This window comes from Microbacterium sp. LB12 (genome assembly GCF_037150835.1).
GTDB lineage: Bacteria > Actinomycetota > Actinomycetes > Actinomycetales > Microbacteriaceae > Microbacterium.
On sequence record NZ_JBBCPF010000003.1, the window covers coordinates 76585 to 88560 of the forward strand.

General features: G+C 67.8%; 12 protein-coding genes and 1 pseudogene. 7 read left to right on the forward strand and 6 right to left on the reverse strand.

The window, feature by feature from the left end:
- Positions 1-22 precede the first annotated feature (22 nt).
- Together lipB and lipA are read left to right on the forward strand one after the other, a co-directional pair.
- Positions 23-676 carry a lipoyl(octanoyl) transferase LipB gene (gene lipB, locus WFM69_RS07380; protein WP_337003191.1) on the forward strand — a complete coding sequence of 218 codons (654 nt, stop codon included), beginning with the start codon at positions 23-25 and terminating at the stop codon, positions 674-676.
- The gene (gene lipA / locus WFM69_RS07385) at positions 673-1662 is read left to right on the forward strand and encodes a lipoyl synthase (RefSeq protein ID WP_337003193.1); all 990 of its coding nucleotides are present in this window, start codon (positions 673-675) and stop codon (positions 1660-1662) included. The genes lipB and lipA overlap by 4 nt, the downstream gene beginning before the upstream one ends.
- 30 nt (positions 1663-1692) lie before the next feature.
- Here the strand turns inward: lipA and WFM69_RS07390 are convergent, their stop codons facing one another.
- Genes WFM69_RS07390 through smc form a run of 3 tightly spaced genes read right to left on the reverse strand, consistent with a single transcriptional unit; the run spans position 1693 to position 6683 of the window.
- Entirely contained in the window at positions 1693-2193 is a 501-nt protein-coding gene (locus tag WFM69_RS07390; protein ID WP_337003195.1) for a DUF2004 domain-containing protein, read from the reverse strand.
- Positions 2194-2237: 44 nt separating this feature from the next.
- Positions 2238-3110 carry a signal recognition particle-docking protein FtsY gene (gene ftsY / locus WFM69_RS07395; protein WP_337003197.1) on the reverse strand — a complete coding sequence of 291 codons (873 nt, stop codon included), beginning with the start codon at positions 3108-3110 and terminating at the stop codon, positions 2238-2240.
- Between the two features lie 27 nt (positions 3111-3137).
- The gene (smc, locus tag WFM69_RS07400) at positions 3138-6683 is read right to left on the reverse strand and encodes a chromosome segregation protein SMC (RefSeq protein WP_337003199.1); all 3546 of its coding nucleotides are present in this window, start codon (positions 6681-6683) and stop codon (positions 3138-3140) included.
- Positions 6684-7202: 519 nt separating this feature from the next.
- On the opposite strand from smc, the gene WFM69_RS07405 reads away from it, so the two are divergent.
- From WFM69_RS07405 to WFM69_RS07420, 4 genes are all read left to right on the forward strand, one after another.
- Positions 7203-7490: a hypothetical protein gene (locus WFM69_RS07405; protein ID WP_337003201.1), complete on the forward strand. Its 288-nt coding sequence runs from the start codon at positions 7203-7205 to the stop codon at positions 7488-7490.
- Between the two features lie 56 nt (positions 7491-7546).
- Positions 7547-8626 (forward strand): GNAT family N-acetyltransferase, encoded by a 1080-nt coding sequence (locus WFM69_RS07410; RefSeq protein ID WP_337003203.1) that lies wholly within the window; start codon positions 7547-7549, stop codon positions 8624-8626.
- A 101-nt stretch (positions 8627-8727) separates the two neighbouring features.
- Positions 8728-9423 carry an ABC transporter ATP-binding protein gene (locus tag WFM69_RS07415; protein ID WP_337003205.1) on the forward strand — a complete coding sequence of 232 codons (696 nt, stop codon included), beginning with the start codon at positions 8728-8730 and terminating at the stop codon, positions 9421-9423.
- A complete protein-coding gene (locus WFM69_RS07420) occupies positions 9420-10742 on the forward strand; it encodes an FtsX-like permease family protein (RefSeq protein WP_337003207.1) in 1323 nt (440 codons plus the stop codon). The genes WFM69_RS07415 and WFM69_RS07420 overlap by 4 nt, the downstream gene beginning before the upstream one ends.
- Positions 10743-10751: 9 nt before the next feature.
- Here the strand turns inward: WFM69_RS07420 and WFM69_RS07425 are convergent.
- Positions 10752-10886: pseudogene (locus tag WFM69_RS07425) on the reverse strand (zinc finger domain-containing protein); the annotation flags it as partial.
- 209 nt (positions 10887-11095) lie between these two features.
- Positions 11096-11404, reverse strand: a complete 309-nt coding sequence (locus WFM69_RS07430; protein WP_337003209.1) for a hypothetical protein — start codon at positions 11402-11404, stop codon at positions 11096-11098.
- Between the two features lie 128 nt (positions 11405-11532).
- Here WFM69_RS07430 and WFM69_RS07435 point away from each other — a divergent pair, with 128 nt between their 5' ends.
- Positions 11533-11760: a helix-turn-helix domain-containing protein gene (locus tag WFM69_RS07435; RefSeq protein ID WP_337003211.1), complete on the forward strand. Its 228-nt coding sequence runs from the start codon at positions 11533-11535 to the stop codon at positions 11758-11760.
- A 26-nt stretch (positions 11761-11786) separates the two neighbouring features.
- Here WFM69_RS07435 and WFM69_RS07440 read toward each other — a convergent pair whose 3' ends face one another.
- Positions 11787-11975 carry a hypothetical protein gene (locus WFM69_RS07440; RefSeq protein ID WP_337003213.1) on the reverse strand — a complete coding sequence of 63 codons (189 nt, stop codon included), beginning with the start codon at positions 11973-11975 and terminating at the stop codon, positions 11787-11789.
- Position 11976: the final 1 nt, after the last annotated feature.

Genomic DNA, 11976 nt, shown 5'->3' on the forward strand with positions numbered 1-11976 from the left:
ACTTGCGAAGGCGGAGCTGAGCATGCTCGACATCCTCACCCCGGGGTTCTCCCCCGACCCCGTTCCCTACACGGAGGGTTGGGACCTGCAACGGCACGTGCATGCCGACGTCGTGGCGGGCCTCAGACCCGACACGCTGATCCTGCTCGAGCACGAGGCCGTGTACACCGCAGGGAAACGAACCGAGGCGCACGAACGCCCGCAGGACGGAACCCCGGTGATCGACGTCGACAGAGGCGGGAAGATCACCTGGCACGGACCGGGCCAACTCGTGGGCTACCCGATCGTGCGTCTCATCGAGCCGATCGACGTCGTAGCCCACGTACGCCGGATCGAACGCCTGCTCATCGACGTGCTGCGCCCGCTCGGCGTCGACGGCTATCAGGTGGAAGGGCGCAGCGGCGTCTGGGTACGCCGCCCGCTCTCCGAAGACAAGGTCGCCGCGATCGGCGTCCGGGTGCAACAGGGCGTGACCATGCACGGCTTCGCGATCAACTGCGACAACTCCCTCGCGGGCTTCCGAGGCATCATCCCCTGTGGCATCACCGACGCCGGTGTCACCACCGTGAGCGAAGTTATCGGGTCGACGATCTCGCCAGTCGAGTTGGTCGATGCCGTCACCGAGGCATTCCGCGAAGAGTACGCCGGAACCGAACTGTCAGGAGCCACCGCATGACCGCCGCCCCCGAAGGACGAAAGCTCCTCCGCCTCGAGATCAGGAACTCCGAGACGCCGATCGAGCGCAAGCCCGAGTGGATCAAGACGAAGGCGAAGATGGGGCCGGAGTACACCGCGCTCCACTCGCTCGTGAAGAGCGAGGACCTGCACACCGTCTGCCAGGAGGCGGGCTGCCCCAACATCTACGAATGCTGGGAGGACAGGGAGGCGACGTTCCTCATCGGCGGCTCGCAGTGCACCCGACGATGCGACTTCTGCCAGATCGACACCGGCAAGCCCGATGCATACGACACCGATGAGCCGCGACGCGTGGCCGAGAGCGTCGTGCGCATGAACCTCCGCTACGCGACCGTGACGAGCGTCGCCCGCGACGACCTCCCGGACACCGGAGCGTGGCTCAACGCGGAGACGGTGCGGAAGATCCATGAACTCAACCCGAACACCGGTGTCGAACTCCTCGCCAACGAGCACAACGCCGATCCGGCGTTCCTCGGGCAGATCTTCGATGCCCGCCCTGAGGTGTTCGCACACAACGTCGAGACGGTGCCCCGGATCTTCAAGCGCATCCGCCCGGCCTTCCGCTACGAGCGGTCGCTCGACGTGTTGACGCAGGCGCGGAATGCCGGCCTGATCACGAAGTCGAACCTCATCCTGGGCATGGGCGAAGAGCCGGAAGAAGTCGTGCAGGCACTCAACGACCTGCACGATGCGGGCTGCGACATCATCACGATCACGCAGTACCTGCGCCCGTCGCCGCGACACCTGCCCGTGTCACGCTGGGTGAAGCCCGCGGAGTTCGTGGAGTTCAAGGAGGAGGCCGAGCGCATCGGCTTCCTCGGCGTGCTCGCCGGGCCGCTGGTGCGATCGTCGTACCGCGCAGGCCGCCTGTGGGCGCAGTCGATGATCTCCAAGGGCCGGGAGATCCCGCCGCATCTCGCCCACATCGCGGACAGCGCGGATCTCGGCTTCGCCCAGGCCGTCTGAGGAGCACTCAGCGCTCCGTGCGGTGGTGCGTCAGTCGGCGCTCATGACCGACTGCACGCTGCCGTCGGAGCCGAGGTTCACCAGAAGCACATCGTCGGTCGAACTGTCGTCGAGCGCATACTCGAGCACGGCGAACGGCTCCGACCCGCCGTGCTCATCCGCGAGGATCGTCATGCTCATCAGACGCAGAGAGCGGATGATGTCGACGGCGGCATCGCCGGACACATCGACGAGCACATCGGGGAGGTCGTCGCCGTAGATCTCCTGCTGCTGCAGGATGTACTCAGTCACCTCGCTGGTCCGGTCGTCGACCTCCGACAGCATGCCCCGACGCGCGGTGGCGTCGACGTTCTCGAGCCCGGAGATGAGCGAGGCGGCGATGTCGAGCGCGTCGGTGGAGACGTCGTCCTGGTCAGGCGCGGTCAGATCGACGGTGACGCTCTGGTCGCCGAGCTCCACGGTCTCCGACCAGAAGATCGAGCCGTCGGGTCCTGAGGACAGGAGTCCGAAGTAGTCGTGTTCGATCGCCATAACGCTATGAAACCAGCCTCGTGCTCACTGCGGTAGTCCCGTCATCAACCGACCAGCGACTGGACGAACACATGCGGGGTGAAACCGGTGAGATCGTCGATACCTTCGCCCTGCCCGAGCAGCTTCACCGGGATCCCCGTGCGCTCCTGCACGGCCAGCACGAACCCGCCCTTCGCGGAGCCGTCGAGCTTGGTGAGGACGAGACCGGTGACGCCGGCATGCTCCAGGAACGCCTCCGCCTGCATGACACCGTTCTGCCCGGTGGTCGCATCGAGCACGAGAAGCACCTCGCTGATCGGCGCCTGCTTCTCGACCACCCGGCGGATCTTCGAGAGCTCATCCATCAGACCGCCCTTGGTGTGCAGGCGTCCCGCCGTATCGATGATCGCGATCTCGATGCCCTCGCGCTTCGCGTAGTCGACGGTCTGGAACGCGACGGAGGCGGGGTCCTGGCCCTCCTGCTGCGGACGCACGATGGCCGCTCCCCCGCGTTGCGCCCACGTGGCGAGCTGATCGACCGCGGCGGCACGGAACGTGTCGGCGGCACCGACCACGACACTGCGCTGGTAACCGCGAAGGAACTTGGTGAACTTGCCGATCGTCGTGGTCTTGCCCACGCCGTTGACGCCGACGACCAGCACGACCGCGGGACGTTCGGTGAGCTTCAAGGTCGTGTCGAACTTCGCGAAGTGCTCCTCGAGCGTCTCGCGCAGCATCCGCTGCAGATCCTTGGGGTCCGTGGTGCGGTACCGGTCGACCTTCCCACGCAGTTCATCGACGATGCGCTCGCTGATGTCTGGACCGAAATCGGCCGTGATGAGCGCCGTCTCCAGGTCCTCCCAGGTCGTCTCATCGATGGTGGGCTTGACGAACATGCCGCGCAGTGCGCGACCAAGAGACCAGGACTTCTCCGCCATCAGTCCAGCCTACGGGAGCGCATCCGCTCAGACGGCCGCTGCTGCTCGATCGCCGACGCGCTGGCCGACGACGGCGGAGACACCGTCCTGGCGCATCGAGACGCCGTAGAGGGCGTCCGCGATCTCCATCGTGCGCTTCTGGTGGGTGATGACCAGGAGCTGCGAACTCTCCCGCAGCTGCTCGAACACCGTGAGCAGACGACCGAGGTTCGCGTCGTCGAGAGCCGCCTCGACCTCGTCGAGGATGTAGAACGGGCTCGGCCGGGCCTTGAAGATCGCGACGAGCAGAGCGACCGCGGCCAGCGAACGCTCACCACCGGAGAGCAGCGAGAGACGCTCGATCTTCTTGCCGACGGGGCGCACCGAGACCTCGATGCCGGTGGTCAGCATGTTGTCGGGATCGGTGAGCGAGATGCTGCCGGTGCCACCGGGGAACAGCAGCGGGAAGACCTGTCCGAAGGCTTCCTTGGTGTCCTCGAACGCGCTCGCGAAGATCGTCTGCATCCGCTCGTCGAGATCCGTGATGATCGTCAGGAGGTCCTGGCGGGTCTGCGTGAGATCGTTCAGCTGTTCGGTGAGGAAGGCATGACGCTGCTCGAGCGCCGCGAACTCCTCCAGCGCGAGCGGGTTCACTCGCCCGAGCTGCGCGAGCTTGCGCTCGGCCTCGGCGAGGCGCCGCTGCTGGATGCGCCGGTCGAACGGGATCGCCGTGTCGTCGAGGAGTTCATCCGGAGCGGGCTCCGCACCCGGATCACGGGGAACGAGCTGATCCGGGCCATATTCCGCAACGAGAATATCTTCGTCGAGGGCGAGTTCGGATGCCACGCGCTCGAGCAGGCTGTTCAGGTGCAGCTTCTTCTCATGGATCTGCAGTTCCAGCCCGTGCACGCTCTCGGTGAGACCCGCCAGACGCTCGCGCAACGACGTCTCCTGTGCCCGGAGTCCGACGAGCTCCTGGTTCTGCGCTGACCGCGCCGCCTCCGCGGCGGCGAGAGCGACGCGCGCCTCGGTGACCGAGCGATCCAGCGAGTCGAGGATGCGCGGAAGCTCGTCGGCAACCCCGGTCGCCGCCTCGCGCTGCGCACGACGGACGACTGCCCTGCGGGCCGCCTCTGCCGCCGCATCACGCTCCTGCTCACGCTGGCGCTCGAGCGTCGTGACGCGTGCCTGCGCCGCGCGCACCCGCTCGCGGAGCGTCTCGATCTCGAGCCGCGCGCGAACCTCCCCCTCACGGGCGAGCTCCAGCGCCTCGAGAAGGCCGTCCCGGGCGGACGCATCGAGGACAGGCCGAGGAGCGGCGATCGCCTCGTCCAGTGCCGCCTTCGCCGACTCGGCCTTCGCCTCGGCATCGGCCACCGCGGCCTGCGCCTGCGCGAGTCCCGTCTCGAGCCGCTCGCACTCCGCGACGGCAGACTCATGCCGTACCGTGACCCGGTTGACCTGCTCCGCGTGCGTGGCCAGAGCCGCGTCGTGCTCACGAAGTGCTCGCAGCGCATCCTTCGCCTGGCGCCGCGTGCTCTCGACGGCCTCGTTCGCATCCTCCCGCGCCTCGCGGAGCGAGTCGACCACGATCTGGATCTCTGCCAACCGCTCGGTTGCGGCATCGCGCTCTGCCGTGAGCTCCAGACGCGAGCGCTCACCCCCGGAACCCGTGCGGAGGGTCTGGGCCGTGATCACGTCTCCGCCCACGGTCACGATCGTGATCGTCGTGTCGTCGGCGGCGTCGAGTGCCGCGCGCGCGGCCCGCGCGGAATCGAGCCCATCCGCGATGAGGACGTGCGACAGCACACCGAGCACGCCGTCGGGAGCGGTCACCGTCTGGACAGCGGGAGTCACGCCGTCGATCGCCGGAAGCTGCAACTGCGGTCGGCGCGCATCCGCGATGACGAAGTCGACCACGCCCCTGCGCTGTTCGGCTGCCTCAGCTGCCTGCGCAAAGGCGTCTGCGGCGGTGTCGATCAGCACGCCCTCGGCGAGCGGACCGAGCACGGCTGCGATCGCCGCCTCGTAGCCGGCCTTCACCTGGACGGCATCGCCGACGAGGCCGCGCACTCCTGTGCCGCCGGCCTTGACGATCTCCGCTGCGCCGCCCGAGAGCGCCAAAGCACTGCTCAGCGCGGCCGCCTTCGCCGTCAGGGAATCGACCTCACGCTCAGCCGCGTGCAGGCGCTCGCGCAGCGTCTCACGCTCGGCCTCCGCTGCCGTGGCCGCACGCTGGGCCGCATCGTAGGCCGCGGCGTGCTCTGCCGCGGAGCCCTCCGGCGCCTCCGCATCGTCGATCGCCTCCAGCGCCTCAGCGGCTTCGCGTCGACGGATGTCCGCCGCCTCGAGCGCGTTCTCCTGCCGAAGGACCGCGCCCCGCACGGCCGCGAGGGCCGAGGCCGCCGCATCGCTCGTTCCTCGCAGGGCGGACAACCGCATGTCGTACTCGGAGACCAACGCGCTCTGCTCTGCGATATCGACGTCGAGCGTGTCGAGCTCGGCGCGCGCGTGCACGACCTCACGGCTCGCCGCCGCCGCCGCATCCTGCGCATCGCCGAGACCCGAGGAGATCACGTTGATCTCGTCCTTCGCCTCGTCGATCGTACTCTGCGTCACCGTGACGGCGGTGACCGCGGCGTCGTCCTCCTCCGATCCGAGGAGTGCCAGGCGTTGATTGGCGAGCGTGTACAGACCGCGCATCCGCTCCTGCACCTGCTCCAGCCCGAACGCCACGCCACGCGCCTGGTCGACCGCCACCGAGTTCTGATCCTGCTCCAGCCGAGCGATGCTCGCGCGCACGGTCTCGGCCTGATCGGTCAGCACGAGTCGCTCGGTGTGGCGCTCGTGCTCGGTGCGCGTGTGATCCGCGAGGGCTGCGCGCAGCGCGACCACGTCGTCGGCGAAGATGCGCGCCTTCGCGTCGCGCACGACCGCGGCGATGGTCTGAGCTTCGCGAGCGATCTCCGCCTGACGTCCGAGCGGCTTGAGCTGGCGCCGGATCTCACCGGCGAGGTCGCTCAGGCGCGTGAGGTTGGTCTCCATCGCGTCGAGCTTGCGGAGGGTCTTCTCCTTGCGACGGCGATGCTTGAGGATGCCCGCTGCCTCTTCGATGAAACCGCGGCGGTCCTCCGGCGAGGCCTGCAGCACGGTGTCCAGACGCCCTTGACCCACGATCACGTGCATCTCGCGCCCGAGGCCCGAGTCGCTCAACAGCTCCTGCACATCGAGCAGTCGGCACCCCTCGCCGTTGATCGCGTACTCGCTGGAGCCGTTGCGGAAGAGGGTCCGGCTGATCGTCACCTCGGCGTACTCGATCGGCAGCGCGCCGTCGGCGTTGTCTATCGTGAGCTGCACCTCGGCACGCCCGAGGGGTCCGCGGGTCGATGTGCCCGCGAAGATGACGTCCTCCATCTTGCCGCCGCGGAGGGTCTTGGCCCCCTGCTCACCCATCACCCAGGCGAGGGCATCGACGACGTTCGACTTGCCGGAGCCGTTCGGTCCGACGATGCAGGTGACGCCGGGCTCGAAGACGAAACTGGTCGGCTGCGCGAACGACTTGAACCCTTTGAGCGTCAGGCTCTTCAGATGCATGCGGGCACCGCTCGTCGGGGGAGGATCACGCCGCTACGCTACCGGAATCCCGCGGTTCGGCCCTCATCCCGCGCGGGCATCCGCGGAACTCGACGCCCCGACGACACGCCGAGAAGCACGTCGAATCCTTGACGAAGCCTGGGAGTGTTCGCTACGGTGGCCTGCGGATCGCCACACGAAAGGAGGTTACCGATGATCACTCAGCTCAACGCACAGGCCACTGGCCTCACCGCGCCCGCGCACTTCGCGCCGCGCCCTGCGTTCTCGGTAACCGCCGGCGTCCGCATGAGCGCGCTCTCGTAGAGACGCAACCCGAGATCTCCGGTCTGTAGCAGGCCGTCTCCTGTTGTCGCCTCCGCGCGCCATCCTCTGATCCCCATTCGGATCACGGATCTTCCGCCGCCCTCGGCTCCCACTCTCCGTGGCACCGAGAGCCGGCATCCGTCTGCACCGTCTCCGTCGGCCCTCTCTGGCAACCGAGGCGGCATCGGCATCCCTCCCCCACTTCGAAGGAACACCGTGAACACCACGCTGCATCTCAGCATCCCCCACCCGCCCGATATCGAGGACCGCGAGGTCCTCCAGATCCCCCGTCCCGACGAACTGCGACGGCTCTCAGTCGTGGACCGCGTGTCCCTCCGGATCGGCCTCTGGCTGTTCCAGCGGGCGCAGCGCCCCCGTCGACAGCGGGGCGCACGTCCGTCGGCCGATGTGAACGCTCTCCTGCACCTGCGTCAGGAGCGGCTCCGCGCGCAGGCCGACGCCGCGGTGCACCTGGTCTACGACCTCCAGCGCGGTCACCGCTGAGCTCAGGCAGTACGCGCCACGCCCTCTCACTCCGATCCACACACGAAGGAACTGACATGACCATCGCCGAACCGACGATCACGCCGTTGATCGTTCCGGCCTCACTCGAAGACGACACCGCGGCGGACTTCCTCGCCTATGCGGAACTCAACCGTCAGATCTGTGATGAGCAGGTCGGACTCCCCGGTCTCGCCCTGCCAGCCGGGCAGATACTGCCCGGCTGGCAGGACGACACCGACTCGCTCGACCGCGGCTTCGTCGCACGCATCGACGGCAGGATCGTCGGCATGGTGACGATTCTCCTCGCGCAGGAGGAGGACGCCCATGCCGCCGAGATCGACATGCTCGTGCCGGAGGAGCACTGGGGACAGGGCATCGAGGATGCGCTGCTCGCTCGTGCGGAAGCCGAGGCGCGCAGTCATGGGCGGAGCGTGCTGCAGCTGTGGAGCCTGCACCGGCCGGAGGAAGCCGCGCGCATGCTCGTGCCGCGGACGGGGTGGGGTCGGATTCCGGCGACACCGCTGAGCGACCTGGCAGAGGCGAACGGCTACACGCTCGAGCAGGTCGAGCGGAACAGCGAGTTCGACCTGCGCAGCGATCCCGCCCCGCTCCGGGCGGCGCTCGCAGGGGCACTCGCGCATGCCGGCACCGACTACCGGACCATGGAGTGGCTGCTCCCCACTCCCCCGGAACTGCGCGAGAAGTACGCGGCGATCCTCGCCCGCCTGTCGACGGATGCACCGAGCGGTGAGATGGACTTCGTCGCGGAAGTCTGGGATGCGGACCGCGTCATACGCCGGGATGCGCGGATCACCGCCTCGGGCCGGACGGTCTCCGTCATGGCCGTGCAACACGTGCCGACGGGTGATCTCGTCGCGTACAACGAGCTGCTCATCGGGACGGATCGCACCGGCGTCACGCATCAGTACGGGACTCTCGTGTCGAAAGACCATCGCGGTCACCGGCTCGGCACGATCGTGAAGTGCGCGAATCTGCTGCGCTGGCAGGAGTTGATGCCCGAGTCGTCCGTCGTCTCGACGTTCAACGCCGAGGAGAACCGGCCGATGCTCGACATCAACGAGGCGATCGGCTTCCGCCCGGTCTCGTACGCGGGAGCGTGGCAGAAGAAGATCTGACGCGAGCGCGGACCCGATCTCATTCTTCGGGATGACGTCGGGTCCGCACCGTCATCCGCCTGACCGACGACACGGGCGGGGCGGATGACGAGGCTGGAAGCATGAACAACCCCGTGATCGAAGCCCACGCACTCATCAAGAACTTCGGGACCACGCACGCACTCGCCGGCGTCGACCTGGCGATCGAACGCGGCGAGTCCGTCGCGATCATGGGCGCTTCCGGTTCGGGGAAGACCACGCTCCTGCATGTCTTGGCGGGGATCACCGCGCCGGACGCCGGCAGCGTGGTGTTCCGTCCCGCCGCAGGCGCGCCCATCGAGGTCACGGCTCTGGGAGAATCGGCGCGGTCGCGGCTGCGTCGGGAGCGCTTCGGGTTCGTCTTCCAACAGGGGCTCCTGATCCCTGAGCTGACCGCGGTGGAGAACGTCGCGCTCGCCTCGATGATCAACGGGATCCGCCGACAGGATGCCGTGCAGCACGCGGCGAGCTGGCTCGCGGCGCTCGGCCTCGCAGGCATGGAGGACCGACGCATCGGCGCTCTCTCGGGCGGGCAGGCGCAACGGGTCGCGATCGCGCGGGCACAGGCCACCGGTGCGGAACTGGTGTTCGCCGACGAGCCGACCGGCGCGCTCGACTCGCAGACGTCGACCGAGGTCATGGATGCCCTCCTGTGGTCCACGACGGGACAGGGACGCACATTGATCGTGGTCACCCACGATCCCGAGGTCGCCGCGCGCTGCACCCGCACCATCGCCGTACGCGATGGACGGATCATCTCCACGGCGGTGGCCGCATGAACCGCAACGTCCTCGCGCTGCTCCTCCGCCCGGCGCCCGGTCAGAACAGCGTGCTCGCGCTTCCGATCGTGGCCTTCGGCATCGTGACGACCCTCGTGCTCACCGTGGTCGGCGGCGCCCAGTCGTTCTGGGGCTGGACCGACGGCAACGCCCCGCTCTACCAGGCGCTGGCCGCGATCGCGCTGGTGCTCCTGATCGTTCCGCTGATGTCACTCGGCGGCGCGGCCGCACGCCTCTCCGCACGCCGCCGCGACGAACGACTCTCGACCCTGCGCCTCCTGGGAGTGTCACCAGCAGGCGTCACCGTCGCCACTGTCACGGAATCCGTGCTGGTCGCCGGCGTCGGCGCTCTCGCCGGGGTGCTCGGACACGTCGCGCTCAGCCCGCTCATCGGACTCATCCCCTTCCGAGGCGAGCCGCTCGGCTTCTCCGCCGTGGTCCTGCCGCCGCTGCCCATCGCGGCCGTGCTCGGTGCCGTCCTGCTTCTCGCAGCCACCAGCGCGGTGATCGGCCTCCGGCGCGTCGTGATCTCCCCTCTCGGTGTGCGCACCCGCACCGAAGTCAGCCCGGTGCATTGGATCCGCGCCGTGTTCGCCGCCGGGGCGATCGCCATCGCCTTCGTCGTGATCAAGGTCTTCCCGTCGGTCGGTGGTCTCTTGCTGACCATCGTCGTGCTCGCCACCCTGTTCGGTGCGGCGCTCGGTGTGCTCAACCTCGTCGGGCCCTGGGTGCTCAGCGTGTCGGCGTCGCGTCAGCTGCGCCGCGCGGAGCGGCCCGAACGCCTGCTCGCCGCCCGCATCGTGCTCGACTCACCGAAGGCGGCCTGGCGGCAGGTCGGCGGCATCGCGATGGCGAGCTTCATGGCGGTGTTCGCCGGCACCGGTGTGGCGCTGCTGAGCATGATGAGCACCTCGGACGCCGCGGCGGCGGACATCGCGCTCGCCGACGATATCCGGACCGGGCTGATCATCACGCTCATCGGGTCATTCCTGATGGTCGCGGCGTCGGTCGGCGTCAACCAGGCCTCTGATGTACTCGACCAGCGTGAGCTGCACCGCAGTCTCCACCGGCTCGGTATGCCGATGGAGACGGTCGACAGCGCCCGCCGCCGCGCCATCATGTCCCCGCTCCTGATCACGGCAGTCGGGTCCGCGCTGGTGGCCGCCGTCCTCGTGTTCCCGCTCGTCGGAATCGCTCTCGTCACCGCGCCCGTGTCGATCCTCACGATCACGGCGGTGGTCGCCGTCGGCATCGGGGTGGTGTGGGCGAGCACATGGGCCACGCGTCCGCTGTTGCAGCGTGCGTTCCAGCCGGCCTAGCGGGCGGACTCAGCGGCGGCGCTGACACCTCGGGCAGAAGTGCGAGCCGCGATTCATGAAGCTCTCACGCACGATCGGTGTCCCACAGCGCGGGCACGGCTGCCCCTGCCGACCGTAAGCGTTCAACGAATGCGCGAAGTAGCCACCCCGGAAAATCGGATGCATTGATGCTCCGAATGCGTCCATTCGTGTCCATTCATTCGCGATTACTTGTCTCGATCAAATGAATGGCGATGAATCGTGCTTGCAGCGACACTAACACAGGCATCGAAGAGCCGTTTCGGATCCTCGATTCTCCAAAAGCGCGTGGACGAACAAGGACACGATTAGACAGCTGCATGCGACAGATCGCTTCATTGATCAGACCGAAACACACGCAGGAGAATCTCGCGCTGCTCTTCCGAGAACCGAGGCGCAGCCGCCGTAACCTCCCGAACCAGCCGCTCCTTGGCCGCCGGCCCGATGGGGATCGGCGCGAACGATGCTTCCAGCTCGGCGACGTTGACGAACACCTTGTAGACCGGTCGGCCATGACGGCCGATCACCCGCTCTTTCACCGCTGGCAGCGTGCCCTTGTTGATGCGACGGCGGATCGCCTTCTCGCTACAGCGCATGCGCTCGGCCGCCGCGATGATGTCCAGTCGTTCGGAGTCGGAGGGCACGTCTATGTTGCTCTTGCTTTCGTCGGCGAGGAAGGAAACCAGCGCTCCCCCACCAGCGCCGACCGACGGAGCAAGATGTGACTCATAGTCCGTCGACTCATCGTCAGCGTAGTCGAAATCGTTAAAGCATGACGATTCCGGCGCACCGCATCGCCTTCGGCGAGCACCTACGCGAGCTGCGCCGCGCACGGGGCTGGACATCACAGGAGGCGTTCGCCCACCATGTCGGGCTTGATCGCACCTACATCAGCGGAATTGAACGCTCTCGACGGAATCCCACGCTGGACATCATCGTGAAGCTCGCGCGCGGGTTGGACGTCTCGCCTTCAGAGCTGTTGTCAACGATCGACCCGTGATCAAGCAAGCCACTCCACCGCCGCCATTAGTCCAGCTGCCGGGCGGTCCCCTCTGGACCTGCGGCGATCCGGAACGGACGCAGCCGGGCGAGCAGCCACGCGCCGCGACGGCGTTCCCGGCGCTGGGTCCACACGCGGAGCGTCGCACGGGTCTCGCGACGGGACGCGACGAGCGCGACGTGGATGGGCCCGAGGCTCATGTGGGTGCTCGTCATG